The sequence below is a fragment of the Thermoactinospora rubra genome, from assembly GCF_002093975.1.
GTDB classification, from domain to species: Bacteria; Actinomycetota; Actinomycetes; order Streptosporangiales; family Streptosporangiaceae; genus Nonomuraea; species Nonomuraea rubra_A.
Genome location: NZ_MSZZ01000043.1, coordinates 117,741 through 138,976, shown reverse-complemented (window position 1 = coordinate 138,976; position 21,236 = coordinate 117,741). Strand labels below are relative to the sequence as shown.

Annotated in this window: 24 protein-coding genes and 1 tRNA gene; 15 read left to right on the top strand and 10 right to left on the bottom strand. The window is 69.9% G+C overall.

The window, feature by feature from the left end; translation table 11 throughout:
• The 4 genes from BSB02_RS41655 to BSB02_RS29605 form a co-directional block, all read left to right on the top strand.
• Positions 1 to 184 (top strand): hypothetical protein (locus tag BSB02_RS41655; protein ID WP_206184949.1); only part of this gene is annotated, 184 nt, incomplete at its 5' end.
• Positions 185 to 244: 60 nt separating this feature from the next.
• On the top strand, positions 245 to 1,876 hold the full coding sequence (locus BSB02_RS29615) for a phospholipase A2 (protein ID WP_158088755.1): 1,632 nt from the start codon (positions 245 to 247) through the stop codon (positions 1,874 to 1,876).
• Between the two features lie 54 nt (positions 1,877 to 1,930).
• A complete protein-coding gene (locus BSB02_RS29610; protein WP_084963857.1) occupies positions 1,931 to 2,182 on the top strand; it encodes an SCO4225 family membrane protein in 252 nt (83 codons plus the stop codon).
• A 33-nt stretch (positions 2,183 to 2,215) separates the two neighbouring features.
• The gene (locus BSB02_RS29605; RefSeq protein WP_206184948.1) at positions 2,216 to 4,195 is read left to right on the top strand and encodes a S8 family peptidase; all 1,980 of its coding nucleotides are present in this window, start codon (positions 2,216 to 2,218) and stop codon (positions 4,193 to 4,195) included.
• Positions 4,196 to 4,526: 331 nt separating this feature from the next.
• Here BSB02_RS29605 and BSB02_RS29600 read toward each other — a convergent pair whose 3' ends face one another.
• Positions 4,527 to 5,048, bottom strand: a complete 522-nt coding sequence (locus BSB02_RS29600; protein WP_158088754.1) for a hypothetical protein — start codon at positions 5,046 to 5,048, stop codon at positions 4,527 to 4,529.
• Between the two features lie 373 nt (positions 5,049 to 5,421).
• Here BSB02_RS29600 and BSB02_RS43170 point away from each other — a divergent pair, with 373 nt between their 5' ends.
• The 3 genes from BSB02_RS43170 to BSB02_RS43680 all read left to right on the top strand — a co-directional run bounded on the left by BSB02_RS43170 (position 5,422) and on the right by BSB02_RS43680 (position 7,079).
• On the top strand, positions 5,422 to 5,556 hold the full coding sequence (locus BSB02_RS43170; protein ID WP_276206366.1) for a hypothetical protein: 135 nt from the start codon (positions 5,422 to 5,424) through the stop codon (positions 5,554 to 5,556).
• A gap of 310 nt (positions 5,557 to 5,866) precedes the next feature.
• Positions 5,867 to 6,502: a tyrosine-type recombinase/integrase gene (locus BSB02_RS43165; RefSeq protein WP_276206365.1), complete on the top strand. Its 636-nt coding sequence runs from the start codon at positions 5,867 to 5,869 to the stop codon at positions 6,500 to 6,502.
• 40 nt (positions 6,503 to 6,542) lie between these two features.
• Positions 6,543 to 7,079 (top strand): DUF6193 family natural product biosynthesis protein, encoded by a 537-nt coding sequence (locus BSB02_RS43680; protein WP_420855895.1) that lies wholly within the window; start codon positions 6,543 to 6,545, stop codon positions 7,077 to 7,079.
• Positions 7,080 to 7,418: 339 nt separating this feature from the next.
• On the opposite strand, the gene BSB02_RS29585 is transcribed toward BSB02_RS43680, so the two are convergent.
• The 7 genes from BSB02_RS29585 to BSB02_RS29555 all read right to left on the bottom strand — a co-directional run bounded on the left by BSB02_RS29585 (position 7,419) and on the right by BSB02_RS29555 (position 10,368).
• Positions 7,419 to 7,490, bottom strand: a tRNA-Val gene (locus tag BSB02_RS29585).
• A gap of 16 nt (positions 7,491 to 7,506) precedes the next feature.
• The gene (locus BSB02_RS29580; protein WP_084963855.1) at positions 7,507 to 8,448 is read right to left on the bottom strand and encodes an ROK family protein; all 942 of its coding nucleotides are present in this window, start codon (positions 8,446 to 8,448) and stop codon (positions 7,507 to 7,509) included.
• Positions 8,449 to 8,514: 66 nt separating this feature from the next.
• Positions 8,515 to 8,820 carry a hypothetical protein gene (locus BSB02_RS29575; RefSeq protein ID WP_084963854.1) on the bottom strand — a complete coding sequence of 102 codons (306 nt, stop codon included), beginning with the start codon at positions 8,818 to 8,820 and terminating at the stop codon, positions 8,515 to 8,517.
• Positions 8,821 to 8,834: 14 nt separating this feature from the next.
• Positions 8,835 to 9,272: a peroxiredoxin gene (locus BSB02_RS29570; RefSeq protein ID WP_084963853.1), complete on the bottom strand. Its 438-nt coding sequence runs from the start codon at positions 9,270 to 9,272 to the stop codon at positions 8,835 to 8,837.
• Positions 9,269 to 9,697 carry a DUF3052 domain-containing protein gene (locus tag BSB02_RS29565; RefSeq protein WP_084963852.1) on the bottom strand — a complete coding sequence of 143 codons (429 nt, stop codon included), beginning with the start codon at positions 9,695 to 9,697 and terminating at the stop codon, positions 9,269 to 9,271. The genes BSB02_RS29570 and BSB02_RS29565 overlap by 4 nt, the downstream gene beginning before the upstream one ends.
• A gap of 70 nt (positions 9,698 to 9,767) precedes the next feature.
• Entirely contained in the window at positions 9,768 to 10,175 is a 408-nt protein-coding gene (locus tag BSB02_RS29560; protein ID WP_084963851.1) for a YjbQ family protein, read from the bottom strand.
• A 10-nt stretch (positions 10,176 to 10,185) separates the two neighbouring features.
• The gene (locus BSB02_RS29555; RefSeq protein ID WP_084963850.1) at positions 10,186 to 10,368 is read right to left on the bottom strand and encodes a DUF1918 domain-containing protein; all 183 of its coding nucleotides are present in this window, start codon (positions 10,366 to 10,368) and stop codon (positions 10,186 to 10,188) included.
• Between the two features lie 469 nt (positions 10,369 to 10,837).
• Between BSB02_RS29555 and aceE the strand changes: the two genes are divergently transcribed.
• The 3 genes from aceE to BSB02_RS29540 all read left to right on the top strand — a co-directional run bounded on the left by aceE (position 10,838) and on the right by BSB02_RS29540 (position 16,038).
• A complete protein-coding gene (aceE, locus tag BSB02_RS29550; protein ID WP_084963849.1) occupies positions 10,838 to 13,582 on the top strand; it encodes a pyruvate dehydrogenase (acetyl-transferring), homodimeric type in 2,745 nt (914 codons plus the stop codon).
• Positions 13,583 to 13,741: 159 nt separating this feature from the next.
• On the top strand, positions 13,742 to 15,274 hold the full coding sequence (locus BSB02_RS29545; protein ID WP_084963848.1) for an alpha/beta hydrolase: 1,533 nt from the start codon (positions 13,742 to 13,744) through the stop codon (positions 15,272 to 15,274).
• A gap of 26 nt (positions 15,275 to 15,300) precedes the next feature.
• Entirely contained in the window at positions 15,301 to 16,038 is a 738-nt protein-coding gene (locus BSB02_RS29540) for a maleylpyruvate isomerase family mycothiol-dependent enzyme (RefSeq protein WP_084963847.1), read from the top strand.
• A gap of 169 nt (positions 16,039 to 16,207) precedes the next feature.
• Here BSB02_RS29540 and BSB02_RS29535 read toward each other — a convergent pair whose 3' ends face one another.
• Positions 16,208 to 16,567: a VOC family protein gene (locus BSB02_RS29535; protein WP_084963846.1), complete on the bottom strand. Its 360-nt coding sequence runs from the start codon at positions 16,565 to 16,567 to the stop codon at positions 16,208 to 16,210.
• A 76-nt stretch (positions 16,568 to 16,643) separates the two neighbouring features.
• The gene (locus BSB02_RS29530) at positions 16,644 to 17,369 is read right to left on the bottom strand and encodes a helix-turn-helix transcriptional regulator (RefSeq protein WP_084963845.1); all 726 of its coding nucleotides are present in this window, start codon (positions 17,367 to 17,369) and stop codon (positions 16,644 to 16,646) included.
• Positions 17,370 to 17,507: 138 nt separating this feature from the next.
• Between BSB02_RS29530 and BSB02_RS29525 the strand changes: the two genes are divergently transcribed.
• From BSB02_RS29525 to BSB02_RS29505, 5 genes are all read left to right on the top strand, one after another.
• Positions 17,508 to 17,894: a hypothetical protein gene (locus BSB02_RS29525; RefSeq protein ID WP_143591306.1), complete on the top strand. Its 387-nt coding sequence runs from the start codon at positions 17,508 to 17,510 to the stop codon at positions 17,892 to 17,894.
• 62 nt (positions 17,895 to 17,956) lie between these two features.
• Positions 17,957 to 18,403, top strand: coding sequence for a hypothetical protein (locus BSB02_RS29520; RefSeq protein WP_143591304.1), 447 nt, complete (start codon positions 17,957 to 17,959; stop codon positions 18,401 to 18,403).
• Entirely contained in the window at positions 18,403 to 19,557 is a 1,155-nt protein-coding gene (locus tag BSB02_RS29515; RefSeq protein WP_084963842.1) for a glutathionylspermidine synthase family protein, read from the top strand. Before BSB02_RS29520 ends, BSB02_RS29515 begins: the two co-directional genes overlap by 1 nt.
• Positions 19,554 to 19,988 carry a DUF350 domain-containing protein gene (locus BSB02_RS29510; protein ID WP_240506724.1) on the top strand — a complete coding sequence of 145 codons (435 nt, stop codon included), beginning with the start codon at positions 19,554 to 19,556 and terminating at the stop codon, positions 19,986 to 19,988. Before BSB02_RS29515 ends, BSB02_RS29510 begins: the two co-directional genes overlap by 4 nt.
• A gap of 115 nt (positions 19,989 to 20,103) precedes the next feature.
• On the top strand, positions 20,104 to 21,228 hold the full coding sequence (locus BSB02_RS29505) for a PucR family transcriptional regulator (RefSeq protein WP_084963870.1): 1,125 nt from the start codon (positions 20,104 to 20,106) through the stop codon (positions 21,226 to 21,228).
• The last annotated feature ends 8 nt before the right edge of the window (positions 21,229 to 21,236 follow it).

The following is a 21,236-nucleotide window of genomic DNA, read 5'->3' as shown; positions in this document are numbered from 1 at the left end:
AAACCCATCAAGATCTAGTTACACCCTTTTCTTGACACTCCCGCTCCCTGCCGTCGAGAAGTTCGACTTCGGCACGCCGGATTGCCGCTACGAGCGCGTGTGTAACAACGTCTCGATGTCGCCGCGGGCGACGCCCACGGTTGCGTCCCGTGAAATCGATGGAGGCGCGACGAAGGCGCAATGAAGGCGGCATCAGTGAAGGTGACGTCGTCTCTCCCCATCAATGACAAGAGGCGACCCACGCATGCTCATCAAGAGAATTCGCCTGTTATCGATCGGCCTGGCGGCCGCGGTGACCGTACTCCCCCTCACCATCGCCATTCCGACGGCTGCCGCCGATCCGGCCGCCGGCACGGTCCAGCAGATCGGTCCCGGCCAGTTCATCCTCGACGACCAAAGCTTCGAATTCGCCGAAACCGACGTCACCGAGGGGGCGATCGGGCGCAGGCACACGGTGACCGCCGTGGCCGGGACCCTCGCGCGGCCGGAGTCGGTGCCGTCCGCACGGGCCGACCTGGCGGTCTTCGGTCCCGGCTGGTCGGCGGAGTTCCTCGGTGGCGCGACCAGCCGTTCGCTCAGCGTCCATGGCGACTCCATCGTTGTCACCGAGGTGGGCCTGCCCGGCTCCATCCAGTACGACCTCAAGAGCAGTGCCGCCCTGCCCATGGGTGGCGGCGTGCGCAAGTTCGAGGCCGCCGATGGTGGCAAGCTCACCGAGACCACCCGCTGGGACTCCGCTCTCGGCGCCTTGCACACCACGATCACCGAGACCCCCGCCATGGACCTCGGCGCGCCAGCCGACGGTGACGACTCGTTCGTCAAGCCCGACGGCACCGTCGCCGCCGCTGCCGACATCAGCCTCACCTACACCTGGGCCCGGGTGACGTCGGATGCCGCCTCCTGGCGGGTGACCGGCGTGGGCAACACGGCGCACGGCACCGCCACCGTCGGCTACGACCGCCTGGGCCGGGTCGCCACCGTGACGGAACCGGCCGCCGGGGAAACGCCGCAGAGCGTGCTCACCTTCGCCTATGCCACGGCGACGACCGCCACCTCGGCGGGCTTCGGCGACTACGCCGGACGTGTCAAGGAGATCTCGCTCGCGACCGGCTCCAACGCACCGGAGGTGGTCGCGAGGTACGCCTACGACACCGCCGGCTACCTGCGTACCGTCACCGCCCCCAGCGTCAGCCTCCAGGCCACCTACGCCTACGACACCGTGGGCCGCGTCTCCACGCTCTCCTCCCTCAGCAAGGGCGGCTGGGACCTGAACTACGCCGGCGACTCGGCCGCGCCGACCGCCACCCCCACCGGCCCCGGCAGCCTGCCTGACGCGCCCGACTCGCCCGACAGCCCGCCCAGCGGTGCGCCGAGCCTCGCCGATCCCGGCGCCATAGCCCCGCCCTCGACGGAGTTCCAGCCCGACGGCTCCGTCTCGGCGCAGGCCTACCCCAGCTACTGCTCGTCCGCCGCGACATGGCTCTGGTACACCAAGAGCGGCTGTTCGGCCTGGGTGGCACACTACGGCTGGCGCAAGCCGTACTGGCGGCAGCTGCCCACCCGCCGGTGGGTCGTGGGCGTCCTGTTCGACCACTGCACCAGAGCGCCCGACCGGCCCGCCGGGTTCGACTTCGTCGCGGCCTGTGACATGCACGACTACGGCTACGGGCTGATCGGCAACACCTACAAGCTCTACCGCTACTACCTCGACCGCTGGCACAAGTCGCCCGTGGACGACCTGTTCTACGTGACCCTGCGTGACTGGACCTGCTCCGCGTACGGCGCGCGCAGGGCCTACTGCCGCGCGATCGCCTGGGTCTACCGCGGCGCCGTGCGCTTCGGCAATCCGAAGAACGGCGCGTACGCGACTCGTTAGGCAACCAGGGGCAGGCCCTTCGCCGGGGCCTGCCCCTTCACGGATGGGGGAACTGTGAGCAAAGAGCTTGTCATCTCCGGTGCCTATCTGGGGCTCGTGCTGGTCGCGGCCGGCATCACCCATTTCGTTTCCCTCAAGTACGGCGCGCCGATCGGTCCCGGCATCGTCCTGTTCGTGCTCACGCTGCCGTCTTCCCTCATCGTGCTCGTGCCTCCACTCGATGCGCTGGAAGGAGAAGCGCTGACGGCCTTTCTGGTCGGCTGTGGCGCGCTCCAGGCAGGCGCACTGTGGCTGTGGCTCAGATGACTCTTATCTGACTCTTATCGACAGGAAACACCCGTGAAGAAGAAATGGCCTGTTGCACTGGCGGCCTTATCCGCTGTCGCCGCGATGGCATTGACCGGAGTGGCGACAGCCGAGGTCCAGCTTCCGCACGTGGAGCCGGGACTGGCCAAACGGTTGTCGGGGGGCGGCGCCGTCCGGGTGATCGTGACGACCGAATCCACCGCCGATCTGCCCGCGGCGAGCGGGTCCGCTCCAGTGCTCCAGCGCTACTCACGGCTGCCGATGGTGGTATTACGAGTGGACCAGGCCGGGCTCGACCGGCTGGCCGAGCAGCCTGGGGTGGTGAGCGTCGTCGAGGATCGGCCGTCGCCGCCCATGCTCGCCCAGAGCATCCCCATCGTCGGCGCCGACCGGACCCGTACGGCGGGGCTCACCGGCAGAGGGGCCGCGGTAGCCGTACTGGACACCGGGGTCGCGGTGCGGCACCCCTTCTTCGGTGGCCGGGTGCTCGCGGAGGCGTGCTTCTCGCCCGCCGATCCGGAGTACGGCGCCTCCAGCCTCTGTCCCAACGGTGCCGAGGCGCAGGAGGGCGCGGGATCGGCTGACGCCGAGCAGGGGCCGTGCGCGGCGCTGGACTGTGCCCATGGGACGCACGTGGCCGGGATCATCGCGGGCGGCGCCGGCGTTCCGGGCGCGCCGGGGCACGGTGTCGCACCGGAGGCGAACATCGTCGCGATGCAGATCTTCAGCAAGTTCGACTCGGAGGACTTCTGCGGCCCCGGTGGCGCTCCCTGCGTGCTGAGCTTCGTCAGTGCCCAGCTGGCGGCGCTGGAAAAGGTACAGGCGCTCCGCGATTCTGGGATGCCGATCGCGGCGGCCAATCTCAGCGTCGGTCTCGGCCACCACACCACCGCCTGTGACACCGACCCGCTCGCACCCGCGATCGACAACCTCCGGGCCAGCGGGGTGGCCACCGTGGTGGCGGCAGGCAACAACGGGTACGGCGACGCGGTCAGCGCGCCGGCCTGCGTCTCCTCGGCGATCGCGGTGGGCAGCACCACCGACACCGACGCGCTGTCGAGCTTCAGCAACCGCGGGCCCCTGCTTGACGTGCTCGCACCGGGCACCGGAATCGTTTCCGCGCTGCCCGGCGGGCGGTGGGGGTCGCTTAGTGGTACCTCCATGGCTGCACCTCACGTTTCCGGCGCCTTCGCCGTACTGCGTCAGGCGTTTCCAGCGTTGGGGGTGGCAGAGCTGGAAGCGAAGCTCAAGTCGTCCGGCAAGGTGATCAGCTATCCGGGCGGTGTCACTCCGCGGCTGCGGCTCGATGTGGCCGCCTTGGGATCGACCCCGACACCAACCCCGACTCCGACCCCGACCCCGACACCGACACCGACACCGACACCCAAGCCCACGGCCAGCCCCTCGCCGGGCAAGTATTGGGTGGACACCTTCGCCACAGCGAACGGGTATCCGTGGACATCCTGCGTCGGGAAGTGCCCGTCACAGGGCTTGCTCTATCGAGCAACGAACTACGTGTTCTGCAAGAAGCGGGGCGATGTGGTCCGCGACACCGCGGGTAACTACAACAGCTGGTGGCTGCTGACCGACCTGGACCACGTCTATCCCGGAGGGAGCGGTCGCTCCTGGATCTCCGCGTACTATCTGAGCCGCTGGGGCAACGACGTGGCCAAGGACAACAACGGGGTGGTCATCCCCGACTGCACCGGCAAGAGCAGCGGATCATACTGGGTGGACACCTTCGCCAATGCGACCGGCTACTCGGGACCTTTGAGCGGCGCCACACCGCAGGGCACTCTCTATCAGGCGAGGAACTACGTCTTCTGCAAGAAGTGGGGGAGGGAGGTCAGGGACGGTTTGGGCAATTACAACCACTGGTGGCTGCTGACCGATCTGGACGCGGTCAACTCAGGAGGCAAGGGGCGCTCGTTCGTATCGGCGTATTACCTGAGCCGCTGGGGCAACGACACGGCCAAGGACATCAACGGGGTGGTCATCCCCGACTGCAGCTGACCGTCGGTAGCCACCGCACCCGGCGAACGCCAGCCTGCGATCATGGCTGGGGTTCGCCGGGTGCGGCAGGTCAGGAACTTCTCAGGCAACGTGTTCCTTACGGAAACGACCGGGGCCCGTGGCCGGCCTGTCGCCGGAACGCATGATGGAAAGCGCGTTCGTCGCGGTGACCAACCCTCGTGGCGATGGATTCGATGCCCAGCGACGTCTCCCGAAGCAGGCGTGCCGATTCCGAGTACTGCACGCCTTCCTGCTCGTCACGCCAGCACATCCCCTCCTTCGAGTACTGGCTTCTCCGCGAACATCCTGGAGAAATCGCGGGTGGCGCCCCTTATGCACGTAGCGCATGGCACCGATGAGCGGACGGCCTTTCCGTGCGGGCCGCGCCGATCCCCAAGCGGTAGGTGCGGGCCGCCTGCTCGTGCGCTCCGGCGTCGCCGGCGATCCATCCCGCGATCTGCGCAAGCTCACCGATGCCGACCAGCAGGCCGCGCCCCATCTCCGCGGTGAAGCTGCTCCCCCGGTAGAGGCGCACGGCGTTGTCCAGCTCCCGGAAGGCGGGCCGGATCAGATCCTTGCCCGCGATCACATCGTCGGCCAGGCGCAGGCCGTGAACCCGTGCGGACAGATCCGCGGCCGCGCTCTTCCCCAGCCGCCGGCCGCCGCGGCTGACATGAGGGGTGAGGCGTTCACCGTCACCGAGCAACCGTGCAAGCACCTCATCCGGGTCGGCGGCCGGTGCGTCCTGGGGCGTCTGGAACAGCTCGGCCTCGCTGGCGTCGAACACGCGGCACAGCAGGAGCCGGTAGGGGTCCTTCGGCTGGTGCCGTCCGGCTTCCCAATCCTTGATCATCCGGATCAGGGACTCACGCTCGGGCAACCGGAGGTGATCCGCCGCGACCTCGGCCAGCCGCCTGGCCAGATCCCGCTGAGTCCACAGGCGCTCTCGCCGCTCGGCACGCAGGCGTGCGGCCCAGGCGTGCGTCTCCCCCAGTCTCCCCCGCTCGCACTGACCGTGCACGGCCTTGACGGGATGTGATGAGACCGACGCCACAAGGCGGGACCCGCAGGCGTTCGCTCCGCCGTACGGGTCCCTTGATCAGGAATCGAGGTCCTGACCCATGGCCAACCGTAGGAGATCGGGGCACGACATCCGGGCGCCAGCGGCCTATGCGACCGCTCTCGCCTCCGCGGCGGTTGAGGCCGCCGCCGCGTTACGGTCCGCCTTGCACGACCTTGGCATCGAGGCGGACGTCACCGACGGGTACGGCCTGGCCGCGATCTCCGTCTGGGCCGGGCTGGTGGCCTTGGTGCGACGGCGAACACATCTGGTGGCGCTCCGGCTGGGACGGGCGGCGTAAGCGGCCGGTCTACGCCTGGCATCCGGCCCGCGAGCCGAGCCGTGCCGCGCGCCGTATCGCGTTCCGGTATCGAGACCTGCGGGCCACACCTCCCCTTGCGGTGCCGCTCCAGGGGCAGGGGGTGGCTCCTGATGTACGCGGTGCCGGTCCTGTTCTCCCTGGCCAGTGGTTCGCCCAGCCCGCAATACGTCCGGGACTGCTGGTCGCCTTCTACGGCTCCTGGGAGAACGCCCTGGCCAGTCCGGACGGCCGCGGTGCTCGCCCGCTACCTCGCCCCACCGGACGGCCTCGACCCCTGAGACGGGGCGCGATGGGACGGCACATCCCCGCGCGAGAATGCCCCATCCCCGCCCCATCGCGCCCTTGGCGGGTACGGCGGCGCGGTGATCTTCCTGCCTCCGGGTGGCGGGAAGCATGCCGCATCCGCCCCGCCGTACCCCACTTGAGTGCGGGGCCCTCTCCTCCGCCACCCCCGCACAGCCGCCCGATCTCGTGTCCCGACCGAGGGGTCAGCTCCGGCTTCCACTGCTGGTACCCGTCCGGCTTCTGCGCCAAGACCGGAACGCCGGTCACGGCCCACAACGTCCGGCGGGACTTCCGCAAGGTGGTCGACGCGACCAAGCTCACCGGCAAGGACTGGTCACCGCTCGAGCTGCGGCACAGCTTCGTGTCTCTGCTCTCGGACTCGGGTGTCCCGATCGAGGACATCTCGCGCCTGGTCGGCCACACCAACACGGTGGTCACCGAGACCGTCTGCCGGCACCAAATCCGGCCGGTGATCATGCAGGGAGCTGCGGCGATAGGCAAGATCTTCGGGGATAGTCACTCGCTTAGTCACCCAGACCCCGTTTCCAAGATCGGAGACGGGGTCTTTTCGCAGGTGGGCGGTACTGGGGTTCGAACCAGTGACCCCTCGCTTGTAAGGAGTCAAGATTGCTCTGGCTAGCGCGTTGACCTGCGGGCCGACCTCGGACAGTGCTCCACCGATGGCGTCTCGGGCGTGCTCTAATGGCACGCTAATGGCATGGCGATCACGCCTCTTGGTGCAGCTCTCCTATGCTCTGGGGTCATCGCACGTCAGCCGTCTTCCCTCGCCTAATGGCACGCCAATGGCGCCCGACGTGCATGATGTCACCATGAACGCCCTCCGACCGAGCACGGCCATTGTCGAGGCTGGTTGGCGGGAAGTTCGCGCTGACGGACGTGTACGCCCCGAGCTGTTGGACGCGGCCTACGCCGAGCCCCGCCTGCGGCAGCTGTTTCCCTGGACAGGCATGGGAGAACTTCACTTCAGCCGGTGCACAAGTCCTCGATGGACATGGGACATCCCATACATCGCACCCGCTCCGGAAGGCGGCTACATGGTGTTGGGTCCTCATCGTGGCGAGACAGTAGGACCTGCGACGACACCGGCAGAAGCCGTCGCGATGGTAGTGGAACGCCTTCCCTCCGATTGCGGCCCTGCCTTCGTCGGCACCCCGGAAGAACTCGCCGCTCACGAGCGATCAACCGTTGATATGTGATGCGCAGACCTGCCCGCTTCTCCCCGTGCGATCTTCCCGGAGCCGAGTCCCCGCCGAAGGCGTCCTCTTTGACCTTCGCGCGGTCCGCATACCGTACTTCGGGTGATCCGAGATGCCCCGCGAGGAGAGGGTCCGTCTGTGCGCCCTGACCGCCCGCGCGGGCGGGTGGCGGCGCGCAGCGCCGCCCTTGGTACGCGCGGCGCTGATCTACCAGCACAGCACGACCGAAGCTGACCGGAAGATCGTCAACGCGATAGACGCCATGATCAGCAAGAGCTAATGGCACGTTAATGGCACGAAGCCCCGTAGCAAGATCGCTGCGGGGCCTCTTTTCGCAGGTGGGCGGTACTGGGTTCGAACCAGTGACCCCTCGCTTGTAAGGCGAGTGCTCTACCGCTGAGCTAACCGCCCGGACAGGCACTACACCTTACGACACCGAAGGCGCGGATCGCACATCCGCTTTCCACGAAGGCCCGAGCTCGGGTCGTCCCGCGGCGCGCCAGCCCAGCAGCGCGGCCCCCAGCATCCCCGCGTCCACGCCCAGGGCCGCGGGCACCAGAGGCGGCGCGTCGCGGAACGCCAGGCGCTTGACCAGCCGCGTCCGCACCGGGTCGAACAACGCCGGACCGGCCTCCGCCAGGCCGCCGCCCAGGACGATGAGCGAGGGGTCGAGCAGCAGCGTGTAGGTCGCCAGAGCCAGTGACAGCGCCTCGACGGCCTCGTCCCACACCTCGATCGCGATCGGGTCGTCGGAGGTGACCACCTGTTCTGCGCGGACGTCGGGGATCCCCGACCGCAGGCTGTAGCGCCGCCCGACCGAGGCGGCCGAGGCGTAGGTCTCCAGGCATCCCAGCTGGCCGCACGCGCAGGGTTCGCCGTCGGGGAAGACCGGGATGTGGCCGATCTCGCCGCCCCAGCCGGAGGCTCCGCCGTACGGCGCGCCGCGGACGATCATGGCGCCCGCGATGCCGGTGCCGATGGGCAGGAAGAGGAAGTCGGAGACGCCACGGCCGGCGCCCAGGACGCTTTCCGCCAGGCCGCCGGTCTGGACGTCGTGCCCGAGCATGACGGGCACGTCCAGGGCGGTGAAGGCGGAGGCGGGCACGTCGCGCCAGCCGATGTTGGCCGAGTAGACCGCCGTGGCGGGGGTGACGAGCCCGGGGACGGCCACGCCGACGCCGGCGGGCGTGCCGTCGCCGGAGGCGGCCAGGTCGCCGACGAAGGCGCGGATCGCCTCGACGACCGCCTCGGGGCCGTCGGCGCGCGGGGTGGGCCGCCGCTCGCTCAGCAGCACGACGCCGCCATCGCTGACCAGGCCGCCCTTCATGGACGTGCCACCGACGTCGAGTGCGACAACGAACGAGCTCACGCCACGGAACGATAGCGCATGTCAGGATTAGTCAGGAGAGTCGCACAACCGCCATCGGGACCCCCATCAGGACCGGCCGAGCACCCGGTTCAGGGCCGCCTCGACCTCCGCCGACAGCCCCGGCACGGTGGTGACCAGCTCGCGGGCCGCCGCGGCCTGCCGTACGGCGCCGCAGGAACGGCACTCGACCTCGCCCAGCCGGCAGATGAGCGAGGTGGAGCCGCACGACTCGCAGGTGTCGAGGTCGAGGTCGTGGTGCCGCTGGCAGTCCGGGCAGATGAGCACCTGGACCTCGCGGCGGACCCCGCGCCGCCACGGGGACGCGCCGCGGACGGGGTCGGTCTGCCGGGCCCCGCAGCGATAGCAGGGCATGACATCCTCCGAGGTTACGACGACAGGACTTGGAGATAGTCGGCGACGTCGCGCGGTGCGGAGACCGGGTTCACGATCGACCACATGATCGCGCCGTCGCCGTCGATGATGAAGGTCCCCCGCAGGGCGAACCCCCTCACATCATCGAACACACCGTACGCCTGCGCGACCTGTCCATGTGGCCAGAAATCAGAGAGGAGCGGGAAGTCGTAGCCCTCCTGATCCGCCCACGCACGCAAGGTGAACATGGAGTCCACCGAGACGCCGAGCACGTGCGCGGCGGAGAAGGACCGCAGCGCCGCCATCTCGCTCTGGCAGATGCCGCTGAAGGCCAGCGGGAAGAAGACCAGCACGACACGCCTGCCGCGCAGGCTCGACAGCCGCACGGGCACGCCGTGCTGGTCCTTCAGCTCGAAGTCGGGAGCGAGAGAGCCGACGGCAGGCGGGGTCAGCGCCGCCCCTTCGGAGCGACCAGCCGCGTGCCCGACCAGTCGGGCGCGGCCGAGATGCTGCTGGTCTGGGACAGTCCCGCGGTCGCGGCGTCCTCCCCGATGTCGCTCGGCTCCACGTGGCCGTCTCTGCCGGCCTTGGGGGTCAGCAGCCAGATCTGGCCGCCCTCGGCGAGACCTCGCATGGCGTCGCTGAGAGCGTCGAAGAGGTCACCGTCGCCGTCACGCCACCACAGCAGCACCACGTCGACGACGTCGTCGGTGTCCTCGTCGAGAAGCTCGTTGCCGGTCAGGTCCTCGATGGACGCGCGAAGCTCCTCGTCGACGTCCTCGTCCCAGCCGATCTCCTGCACCACCTGACCCGGCTTGAGGCCGAGCCGTTCGGCCAGGCCGCGCTCGCCCTGCGCCTGACCCGCGGTCGCGCTCACTTGTATCCCTCCTGGTGTGCGGTTGTCGCTTCGGGACAGTCCACACGCTGTGACCCTCAGTCGTCAACGGTCAACCGCCGATGAACGACAACCTGACCTGACGTTGCGCGTTGTCGACGTTCAGGTCGACCACGGCGATGGACTGCCACGTGCCGAGGGCGAGCCGCCCGCCGAGGACGGGGACGGTCGCGTAAGGGGGGATGAACGCGGGCATGACATGCGACCTGCCGTGTCCTCGGGAGCCGTGGCGGTGGCGCCAGCGGTCGTCGGCCGGGAGCAGGTCACTCAGCGCGGACAGCAGATCGTCGTCGCTGCCCGCGCCGAGTTCGATCAGCGCCACGCCGGCCGTCGCGTGCGGGACGAAGACGTGCAGCAGCCCGTCCCCTCCGGCCTCACGGGCGAACTGCTCGCAGCGGGCGGTGATGTCGTGCACCGTCTCGCTCGAGCCCGTGGTCAGCGTGAAGACCTCTGATCTCACACGAGAGATCTTACTTGGGCTGGATCACCGCGTCCGGGCCTGGATACACCAGCCCGGTGTGACCGTCGTCGAATCTGACCACGTACGGCGGGCCGCCGTTGGGCCCGCGGATTTCGATGATCTCTCCCGACCGGTCCTTCTGTCCGACGACGTGCCCGTGCACCAGAAGCCGGTCTCCAACCGTCGCGTTCATAGCTCCAATGTGGTACGGCTCGCGCCGGAGGAAAAGACCCCACCCGCCAAAACCGGGGGAAAGGGCTGCTCCCCAGATGCCAGGCAGGAGAGGACGTCTCCCGCCACCGGGGATCACGCGCGGTGGGCGCCGGCAGGAGGGCGGCTAGGATCGGTCGTCTCATGCCGCCGGGGTTTCGCCGTGGGCGCAGCGGCGCATCGCGCGGGAGCGGGTTGGTCATCCCCGCGTCGGGGGACCCTCAAGGAGGGGTGCGAAATTTCGTACGTTTTCTAGTCTTGTTAAATGAAGGGCTACGTGTAACCTTTGCGGGGATTCGTCCTACCATCGGTGGTCTAGGCCACGGAACCGGCCCTGCCAGCAGGGACGTTCTGGTTACCGAAGAGTAGAGATGCACTTTCGGGCCCGACGGACCAGGATGGAAGGCGAGACCCCAGACCAGACATCAGTCCACCTCGGAAGGCGAGACCCAGTGGCTTCCGGACGCCAGCGTTTCTCGATCATCAGCGACGGCCTACCCAGCCAGCTGCCTGATGTCGACCCCAGCGAGACCAACGAGTGGCTCGAGTCTCTCGACAACGTCGTGAAGACCGAGGGCCGCACCCGCGCCCGCTACCTGATGCTCCGCCTGCTCGAGCGCGCGCGGGAGCACCAGGTGGGCGTGCCGGGTCTGCGCAGCACCGACTACATCAACACGATCCCGCCGGAGCGGGAGCCGTGGTTCCCCGGCGACGAGCACGTGGAGCGGCGCATCCGCGCCTACATCAGATGGAACGCGGCGGTGATGGTCTCCCGCGCGAACGCGCGCACCAACGTGGGCGGCCACATCGCCACCTACGCCTCGGCCGCCTCGCTGTACGAGGTGGGCTTCAACCACTTCTTCCGCGGCAAGGACCACGGCGAGTCGGGCGACCAGGTCTTCATCCAGGGCCACGCCGCGCCCGGCATCTACGCCCGCGCCTACCTGGAGGGCCGCCTCAACGAGGCGCAACTCGACGCCTTCCGCCAGGAGCTGTCGCACGGCTTCCACGGCCTGCCCTCCTACCCGCACCCGCGCCTGATGCCCGACTTCTGGGAGTTCCCGACGGTCTCCATGGGCCTGGGCCCGATCGGCGCGATCTACCAGGCGCGCTTCAACCGCTACCTGCTCAACCGCAAGATCAAGGACACCAGCCGCAGCCACGTGTGGGCGTTCCTGGGCGACGGCGAGATGGACGAGCCCGAGTCGCTGGGCGCGATCGGCCTGGCCGCCCGCGAGGAGCTCGACAACCTCACCTTCGTCATCAACTGCAACCTGCAGCGGCTCGACGGCCCGGTGCGCGGCAACGGCAAGATCATCCAGGAGCTGGAGTCGTTCTTCCGCGGCGCCGGCTGGAACGTCATCAAGGTCATCTGGGGCCGCGACTGGGACCCGCTGCTGGCCGCCGACGTCGACGGCGTGCTGGTCAACCAGATGAACATCACCCCCGACGGCCAGTTCCAGACCTACGCGGTGGAGTCGGGCGCCTACATCCGCGAGCACTTCTTCGGCTCCGACCCGCGCCTGCGCAAGATGGTCGAGCACCTGTCGGATGAGGACATCAGGCGCCTGAGCCGCGGCGGCCACGACTACCGCAAGATCTACGCGGCCTTCAAGGCGGCCCGCGAGCACGTCGGCCAGCCGACGGTGATCCTGGCCCAGACCATCAAGGGCTGGACCCTGGGCAAGGACTTCGAGGCGCGCAACGCCACCCACCAGATGAAGAAGCTCACCAAGGCCGAGCTGAAGGAGTTCCGCGACCGGCTCTACCTGCCGATCCCCGACTCCGCGCTGGAGGCGGACCTGCCGCCCTACTACCACCCGGGCGAGGACGACGAGGAGATCCAGTACATGATGGAGCGGCGCGCGGCCCTGGGCGGCGTGCTGCCCAAGCGGGTCGTTCGCGCCAAGCCGCTGAAGCTGCCCGGCGACGAGGTCTACAAGCAGTTCTCCAAGGGCTCGGGCAAGCAGCAGGTGGCCACCACCATGGCCTTCGTGCGCCTGCTCAAGGACCTCATGCGCGACAAGGAGATCGGCCACCGGTTCGTGCCGATCATCCCCGACGAGGCCCGCACGTTCGGCATGGACTCCATGTTCCCGAGCGCGAAGATCTACTCGCCGCACGGCCAGACCTACGAGGCCGTCGACCGGGACCTGCTGCTGTCCTACAAGGAGTCGACCGAGGGCCAGATCCTGCACGAGGGCATCAGCGAGGCGGGCTCCATGGCCTCCTTCACCGCCGCGGGCAGCACCTACGCCACCCACGGCGAGCACATGATCCCGGTCTACATCTTCTACTCGATGTTCGGCTGGCAGCGCACCGGCGACCAGATGTGGCAGGCCGCCGACCAGATGGCGCGCGGCTTCCTGCTGGGCGCCACCGCGGGCCGCACCACGCTGAACGGCGAGGGCCTGCAGCACGAGGACGGCCACACGCCGCTCATCGCCTCGACGAACCCGGCGGCCATCGCCTACGACCCGTCGTGGGCGTTCGAGACCGCCTACATCGTCAAGGACGGGCTGCGGCGGATGTACGGCGAGCAGCCGGAGAACGTCTTCTACTACCTGACGGTCTACAACGAGCCGTACGTCCAGCCCGCCGAGCCGGCCGGCCTCGACGTCGAGGGCCTGCTGAAGGGCCTGTACCTGTTCGCCCCCTCCGACAAGCCGGGCCCCAAGGCCAACATCCTGGCCTCCGGCGTGGCCGGGCCGTGGGCGCTGGAGGCCCAGCGCATGCTGGCCGACGACTGGGGCGTCTCGGCCGACGTGTGGTCGGCCACCTCGTGGTCGGAGCTGCGCAGGGAGGCGCTGGCCTGCGAGGAGCACAACCTGCTCAACCCCGACTCCGAGCCGCGCGTGCCGTACGTCACGCAGGTGCTGCGGAAGGCGAGCGGGCCGTTCGTGGGCGTCAGCGACTACATGAAGGCGGTCCCCGACCAGATCGCCCAGTGGGTGCCGGGCGAGTGGACCTCCCTGGGCACCGACGGGTTCGGCCTGTCCGACACCCGCTCGGCGCTGCGCCGCCACTTCCACGTCGACGCGGCCTCCATCACGCTGGCCGTGCTCACCATGCTGGTACGGCAGGGCGAGCTCAAGTCCGAGGTGCTGCGCGAGGCCATCGCGAAGTACCACCTGAAGAACGGCGTGACCGAGGCGGGCGGAGCGGAGAGCAACGACGCCGAGTCCATGGGCGTGTGACCTTCCGGCCGGGAGAATTCCCACGGCGAATCGGCGTCATAGCCTGCAGGGTGGGGAGTCTTCCCGGATGAGGCGGCGAGTTCTGGAGGGGTGCTCGCCGCCTCCCCGATAACTGATCACATATCCTGGGCAGCACTCCCCCTGAGAGGGGATGACCATATGCGCCGAGAGCTCGCGCTCGTCACACTCGCCGTGACGTTGACCGCATGCGGCGGCGACGGCGGGGCCACGCCGCCGTCGCCGGCCGCCCAGACGACGCGGCCCGTCACCGGGCCCACCACCGAGCCGCCGCCCCAGAAGATCGCCTGGGGCCCGTGCACGGACATCCAACGGCCCGGCGAGCAGGCGACCGCCAAACCGGATCCGTCCCTGCGCTGCGGCAAGCTGACCGTGCCGCTGGACTACGCCAAACCCGGCGGCGAGAGCATCGAGCTGGCGCTGATCAAGATCGCGGCGACCGACAAGGCCAATCGCCTGGGCTCCCTGGTGTTCAACTTCGGCGGGCCCGGCGCCTCGGGCGTGGACACGCTGGCCCAGGCCGCCAAGGCGTTCGCCTCCCTGGGCACGCGCTACGACCTGGTGAGCTTCGACCCGCGCGGCGTCCAGCGCAGCTCCGGCGTGCGCTGCGGCAGCGGCAAGGAGCTCGACGAGTTCATGGCGCTCAACACCCTGCCCGACACCGAGGAGACCTGGAAGCGCTCGCTGGCCGCCACCAAGGAGTTCGTCGAGCTGTGCCGACGCGACTCCGGCAAGATCCTGCCCTATGTCGGCACGGTGAACGCCGCCAGGGACATGGACGTGCTGCGCGCGGCGCTGGGCGACCAGAAGCTCAACTACTTCGGCATGTCGTACGGCACGCAACTCGGCGGCGTCTACGCCACGCTGTTCCCGGACAAGGTCGGCCGCATGGTCCTGGACGCCCCCCTCGACCCCGCCGTCAGCTTCGAGGAGCGCACGATCGTCCAGACCGAGGGCTTCCAGAAGGTCTACGAGACCTTCCTCAAATCGTGCGTCCAGGACGGCTGCCGGCTGGGCAAGACCGTCGAGGAGGCCGACAAGAAGGTCAAGGCGCTCATGACGTCGCTCGTCGACAAGCCGCTCAAGGTCCGCGACCGCGAGCTGACCCAGGGGCTGGCCAGCACCGGCCTGGCGTCCGCGCTGTATTCGCAGTACAGCTGGCCGCTGCTGGAGGAGGCGCTGGCCCAGGCCTCCGAGGGCGAGGGCGGCGGGCTGATGTACCTGGCCGACATCTACGTCGGGCGCTCCGAGGACGGCACCTACGACACCTCGATGACCTCCTTCCCGGCGATCACCTGCGTCGACAACGCCGAGCGGCCCGACGAGGCCGCGCTGCGGCGCACCCAGGAGAAGGCGATGGAGATCTCGCCGCTGTTCGGCAACGCGGGCTCCGGGTTCACGTGCGCCATGTGGCCGGTGCCCGGCAGCGACGAGGCCAAGCGCGTCGACGCCGACGGCTCGGCCCCGATCGTGGTGGTGGGCGGCAAGAACGACCCCGCCACGCCGTACGAGTGGGCGCCCAAGCTGACCGAGCAGCTCAAGACCGGGGTGCTGGTCACCTACGAGGGCCAGGGCCACGGCGCCTACGTCTCGGGCAACCAGTGCGTCATCTCCACGGTGAACGGCTACCTGCTGCAGGGCAAGCTGCCGGCGGAAGGCACGACCTGCTCCTGAGCAGCCCGCGGGGCTACGCTCTGGCCATGATGGATCATCAGGCGTACTGCTCGGCCGTCGCCGGGGAGATCAAGGCGCTCGCGGATCTGGTGTCGGGGGCCGACCTCGCCGCACCCGTGCCGACCTGCCCGGGATGGACCCTGGGCGACCTGGTGTGGCACGTCGGCGTCGCGCACCGGTGGGCCGAGCGGATCGTCGGCACGCGAGCCTCGGCCCGGGTGCCCATCCGGGAGGTGGCCGCCTCGCCCGAGGGCGACCTCGTGGAGTGGCTGCGCTCGGGCGGCGAGGCGCTGGTGGCCACGCTGCGGGCGGCGGACCCCGACGAGCCCGTGTGGGCCTGGGGAGAGGACCAGCACCAGCGCTTCTGGGCGCGCCGCATGCTGTTCGAGACGAGGGTGCACCGGGCGGACGTGGAGCTGGCCCTGGGCCTGTCGCCGGCCATCGCCCCCGCGCTGGCGGCCGACGGCATCGAGGAGTTCCTCGCGAACCTGCCCCATGCCCGCAGCATCTCCTCCCGGCTGGCGGACTTCGAGTCGCACGGGCAGACCCTGCACCTGCACGCCACCGACGCCGAGGGCGAGTGGACGGTCACCATGCCGCCCGCCTACTCCTGGCGCCGCGGCCACGCCAAGGGCGACGTCGCGCTGCGCGGGCCGGTGGCGGACCTGCTGCTGGTGGTGTACGGCAGGCTGGGGCCGGAGGCGGTGACGGTGTTCGGGGACCGGGAGCTGCTGGAGCGCTGGCTGGCCGCCACGGCCCTGTGACGCCCTTGCGAGGGTTCCCGCCGGCGCCCGGGCGCGCCGCCGCTCGGCGGTCGGCGGCGAGCCCGGGACGACGTGGCCGCCGAGGAAGGGCGGCCCGGGCGGGCCCGGGAGCCGGCCGGCTGGGAAGTGGCCGGAAGGCCCTGGACCCGCACGTCGAGGCGCCGCCGCGTCAGCCGCGGCGGCGGAAGACCCCGAACAGGTTGCCCGAGGTGTCGGTGAGGTACGCGAAGTCGGTGCCCATGCCGTCGTCGATGACCTTGGTGACGACCTTGCCGCCGAGCTCCTCCGTCTGGCGGCAGGCGGCCTCGACGTCGGCGACCTCGACATGGAAGATCGCGTGGTTGGGGAACTCCCCCTTGGTGTTGAACAGCCCGCCGGCCGGCGCCTGCGCCCCCGGGTAGCCGATGAGCCGGTAGTCCAGCGGCCCCTCGTCGTGCGCGAAGCTCCACCCGAACAGGCCGCCGTAGAAGCGCTCGGCCCCGGCGGGGTCGTCGGTCGCGATCTCGAACCACGTGACGGTGTTGTGCATTGCCGTTCCTCCGTTTGTCGAACACAAGTACGGTATGACGGTCAGGCGACAACACTATGTCGGTGTTTTCGATGGACTAATCGAGAATCGCCCCCTGGATGATCACCTCGGGCACATCGGTCACGAACCTCTCCAGCGGCCGGTCAGGGCAGCGCTCGGCGGTCACCGTGGCGGAGGTGATGCGGTCGAGGCGGAAGACCCGCACGTCGTCGCGCAGGCGGCACCAGGCCACGAGATACCAGAAGCCGCCACGCCCGCCGAGGAACACCCCCGGCTCGACGTCGCGCATGGTCAGCACGCCGTGCCTGTCGGCATACTCCAGCTTCAGCACCCGCCGCCTGAGCAGCGCCTCCTCGATGGCCCGCGACACCCCGGCCGAGCCGAGCGGCTGGGCGGGCTCGGCGGGCTCGGCCGGGGTCATGAGCTGGACGCGGCGCGCCAGCTCCCTGGCCAGCTCGCCCTCCCGCCCCGGCATGGCCGCCACGACCTTGCGCAGCGCGCTGCGGGCCTGCGCGCCGAAGGGCTGGTCGCCGGCCCGGCTCAGGGCGATGGCGATGGCGACCGCCTCGGTGGGCGTGAAGTTCAGCGGCGGCAGCGACATCTCCTTGTCGATGGCGTAGCCGCCCCTGCGCCCGGGCTCGGCGTAGATGGGCACGCCCGACTCCTGGAGCGCGGCGATGTCGCGCTCGATGGTGCGCACGCTCACCTCGAACCGCCGCGCCAGCTCGCGGGCCGAGCGGTAGCGCGGGGCGATCGCGCGCAGGTCTTCGACCAGCGCGTACAGCCGATCTGTACGGTTCACAATCGGCAGGCTACGCGCCGCCACCGACAGAATCCCTTGACCGGCCGGTGAGAATGGCCAGGCGGTGGTCAGGCGGCGGGCACCAAGCACGTCCGCCGCACGTTGATAGGCTGACCGGCCACACCCGTCAGGAGCGCGATGACACCACCCGCGAAGGGGCGCACCCCTCTCCCGCCGAAACGCAAGGCGTCCAAGGCCGTCCGGCTGCTGGCAGTCGGGGCCGTGGGGACTTTGATGATCGCGTACTGCGCGGCGGTGTTCGACGACGACGAGGTCGTCGCAGACTGCGTCGACACCACCACCCAGCTCGCCGACGGCTCCTACGTCGTGGTCGACGACGACTACTGCGACGACGGCTACCACGGGCCCCGCGGCGCCTTCCTGTGGTACTACGGCGGCAAGCGCGTCGGCTCCAGGGTCATGAGCGGCACCACGATCCGGCCCGGCGACGTCACCATCACCAGCCGCGGCGGCAAGGAGATCCAGCGCGGCGGCTTCGGCGGGCGCGGGTCCGGCGGAAGTTGATCGTTCTGCAATCGGCCGATGCTGTGCTGGCCGCAAGCGAAGGCACGCAATCGAGGGGGTGGATGTTGAGACGCTTATCCTCGCGCGCGGTCGGCGTGGGCGCGCTGGCGGCGCTGTCGTCGGTCGTGCTCGCCGCCTGTTCGACCGGGGCCGAGTACCAGCCCGAGCGGCAGACCGTCACCGAGCAGCCGCCCGTCGCCTACCCCGGCGAGGACGAGACCGACGAGACCGGTGAGATCGACGAGGTCGTCGCCACGTGCGTGGTCCGCGACAGCGAGGACGACGGGGTCTACCTGGTCGCGCCCGACGACGAGTGCGACGGTGCCGGCAAGCACTCGGCGTACATGTGGTACTACGGCGGCAGGAGGATCGCCGGCAGGCAGATCCACCGCGGGACGACGACCCGGCCCAGGGACGCCTGGATCGTCACCCGCGGCGGCGACGAGCTGAGCCGCACGGGCAGGATCGTCAGGGACGGGTTCGGCAACCGCACCACAGTGGGCAGCTGATGCGCAGACACACCAGCGCTCCCCGCGACGGCTGGGAGCAGATCATCGAGAGCCAGGGGCTGGCCTACCACCGGGCCGCCCACCCGGCGGGCACGGCCCGGCCGTACTGGGACGAGTCGGTCCACTACCTGTTCTCCATGGAGGAGGTCCTCGCCCTGGAGGAGCAGGTGGAGGAGCTGCACCGGATGTGCCTGGCGGCCGTCGAGCACGTCATCGCCAAGGAGCGCTTCGCCGACTTCGCCCTCCCGCAGTGGGCGTGGGCGGAGGTCGCCCGGTCGTGGGAGCGCCGCGACCCGCACGTCTACGGCCGCTTCGACCTGCGCTACGACGGCACGGGCCCGGCCCGGCTGCTGGAGTACAACGCCGACACCCCGACCTCGCTGGTGGAGTCGTCGGTCGTGCAGTGGTACTGGCTGCAGGACCGCTTCCCCGGCGACGACCAGTGGAACTCGCTGCACGAACGCCTCGTCGACCGCTGGCGCGAGCTGACGCTGCCGACCGGGCCCACGCACTTCGCCTGGACGAGCATGGACGAGACGGGCGAGGAGGCGATGACGCTCGCCTACATGCAGGAGACCGCCGAGCAGGCCGGGCTGACGACCGTGGCGATCGCCATGGAGGACATCGGCTGGGACGGCCTCAACCGCCGCTTCGTCGACCTGGAGGGCCGCGTCATCAGGTCGGCGTTCAAGCTGTACCCGTGGGAGTGGATGCTCGCCGACGAGTTCGGCGGCCACGCCGTACGGCACGCGGCCTCCACCACGTGGATCGAGCCGCTGTGGAAGACGCTGCTGTCCAACAAGGCGCTGCTGGCGGTGCTGTGGGAGATGTATCCCGGCCATCCCAGCCTGCTGCCGGCCTACCTCGACGGGCCGCGCGAGCTGTCCTCCTACATCGTCAAGCCGCTCCTGGGCCGCGAGGGCGCCTCCATGAGGATCGTCACGCCGTACGGCACGCAGGACACGCCGGGCGAGTACGGCGCGGAGGGCCACGTCTTCCAGGCCTTCGAGCCGCTGCCCGACTTCGACGGCCAGCGGCCGGTGCTGGGCGCCTGGCTGGTGGGCGACGAGTCGGCGGGCTTGGGAATCCGCGAGACCACTGGTTTGATCACTGACGACACCTCGTCCTTCGTCCCTCACCGAATCGAGCAATGATGACCCTCCTGGAGACCCTGGCCCGCGGCGCGGGCGCCATCGCCGCCTACGCCGCCGTCGGCGTGATCCTGCTGATCGTCGGCTTCTACGTGATCGACCTGGCCATCCCGGGCCGGCTGAGCTCGATCATCAAGACCGAGCGCAACCCCAACGCCACGCTGCTGACCAGCAGCGGCCTGGCCGCGATCGGCCTCATCGTGGCCGCCTCCATCTGGGCCTCCGGCGGGCGCCTGGCCGAGGGGCTGACGGCCACGGCGGTCTTCGGCCTGGTCGGCATCGCCGTGCAGACCGTCGCGATGCTGGTGTTCGACCGGCTGGTCGGCATCTCGGTGCGCGAGCTGGTCAAGGAGCCGGAGCTGCAGCCCGGCACCCGCGTGCTGGCGGTCACGCACCTGGCCATCGGCGTCATCACGGCCGTGGCGGTGATCTGACGCCCTCGCCTGCCGACCTGCGTCTGGCGCATGCCGGAGGGCCTGGCACTCTAGAGGCGTGAAGGAGCACGAGGAGCGGATCCGCGAGGAGACGACCACGCGGCTGGAGCGGGCGATGGGCGCGTTGGGAACGGCGGCCATGGCCCGCATGGAAGAGCGGCTGCCGTGGTTCCGCGCGCTCAGCGCCGAGGACCGCTCCTGGGTGGGCCTGGTGGCGCAGGCGGGCATCGCGGCGTTCGTGGAGTGGTTCCAGCACGCCGGCGACGACCGGCCCACGCCCAGCATCGAGTTCTTCGGCACCGCGCCGCGCGAGCTGAAGCGCTCCATCTCCCTGCAGCAGACCGTCGACATCGTGCGCGTCGTGGTCGAGGTGGTCGAGGCGCAGGTCGACGAGCTGGCCGCGCCCGGCGGGCGGGACCAGCTGGAGCAGGCCATGCTGCGCTACACGCGCGACGTCGCCTTCGCCGCCGCGCAGGTCTACGCCCGCGAGGCCGAGGTGCGCGGCGCCTGGGACGCCCGGCTGGAGGCGCTGATCGTCGACGCGCTCGTACGGGGCGAGGTGGACGACGGGCTGCACTCGTGGGCGGCGGCGCTGGGCTGGACCTCCTCGCCGGTCGTCGTCATCGCCGGGCACGCCCCCGACGACGACCCCCGGGCGGTGATCGACGGGCTGCGCGAGCGGGGCCGCCGCATCGGGCTCGACCTGCTGGCCGGCGTCCAGGCCGACCGGCTCATCGTCATCGTGGGCGGCGCGGGCAGCGTCAACGACGCCGCCAGGCACGTGGTGCGGCAGTTCGGCCCGGGCCCGATCGTCATCGGCCCCGAGGTGCCCGACCTGCACGCCGCCACCCGCTCGGCGCGGGCGGCCATCGCGGGGCTGAAGGCCTCCTCCGGCTGGCCCGACGCGCCCCGGCCGGTCCACGCCGAGGACCTGCTGGCCGAGCGGGCGCTCGACGGCGACGAGGACGCCAGGGCCCAGCTGGTCGAGACCGTCTACCAGCCGCTGGCCGGCACCCCGCTGCTCGACACGCTGGCCACCTACCTGGAGCAGGGCACCTCGCTGGAGGCCACCGCCCGGCTGCTGTTCGTCCACCCCAACACGGTCCGCTACCGGCTCAAGAAGATCACCGAACTGACCGGGTACCAGCCGACCGAGGGCAGGTCCGCCTTCACCCTCCAGGTCGGGCTGATCCTGGGGCGCCTTTCGGAATCCGCCGAAACCTGGCGAGCCCTAACGTAACGGGCGCG

Bases quoted from the DNA above. Each gene is read 5' to 3' on its own strand.
- BSB02_RS29615 (WP_158088755.1), top strand. From the start codon at position 245: ATGCTCATCAAGAGAATTCGCCTGTTATCGATCGGCCTGGCGGCCGCG.
- BSB02_RS29600 (WP_158088754.1), bottom strand. From the start codon at position 5,048: ATGATCAAGGATTGGGAAGCCGGACGGCACCAGCCGAAGGACCCCTAC.
- BSB02_RS43165 (WP_276206365.1), top strand. From the start codon at position 5,867: ATGGGACGGCACATCCCCGCGCGAGAATGCCCCATCCCCGCCCCATCG.
- BSB02_RS43680 (WP_420855895.1), top strand. From the start codon at position 6,543: ATGGCGTCTCGGGCGTGCTCTAATGGCACGCTAATGGCATGGCGATCA.
- BSB02_RS29575 (WP_084963854.1), bottom strand. From the start codon at position 8,820: ATGCCCTGCTATCGCTGCGGGGCCCGGCAGACCGACCCCGTCCGCGGC.
- BSB02_RS29555 (WP_084963850.1), bottom strand. From the start codon at position 10,368: ATGAACGCGACGGTTGGAGACCGGCTTCTGGTGCACGGGCACGTCGTC.
- BSB02_RS29545 (WP_084963848.1), top strand. From the start codon at position 13,742: ATGCGCCGAGAGCTCGCGCTCGTCACACTCGCCGTGACGTTGACCGCA.
- BSB02_RS29540 (WP_084963847.1), top strand. From the start codon at position 15,301: ATGATGGATCATCAGGCGTACTGCTCGGCCGTCGCCGGGGAGATCAAG.
- BSB02_RS29535 (WP_084963846.1), bottom strand. From the start codon at position 16,567: ATGCACAACACCGTCACGTGGTTCGAGATCGCGACCGACGACCCCGCC.
- BSB02_RS29525 (WP_143591306.1), top strand. From the start codon at position 17,508: ATGACACCACCCGCGAAGGGGCGCACCCCTCTCCCGCCGAAACGCAAG.
- BSB02_RS29520 (WP_143591304.1), top strand. From the start codon at position 17,957: ATGTTGAGACGCTTATCCTCGCGCGCGGTCGGCGTGGGCGCGCTGGCG.
- BSB02_RS29515 (WP_084963842.1), top strand. From the start codon at position 18,403: ATGCGCAGACACACCAGCGCTCCCCGCGACGGCTGGGAGCAGATCATC.
- BSB02_RS29510 (WP_240506724.1), top strand. From the start codon at position 19,554: ATGATGACCCTCCTGGAGACCCTGGCCCGCGGCGCGGGCGCCATCGCC.
- BSB02_RS29505 (WP_084963870.1), top strand. From the start codon at position 20,104: ATGGGCGCGTTGGGAACGGCGGCCATGGCCCGCATGGAAGAGCGGCTG.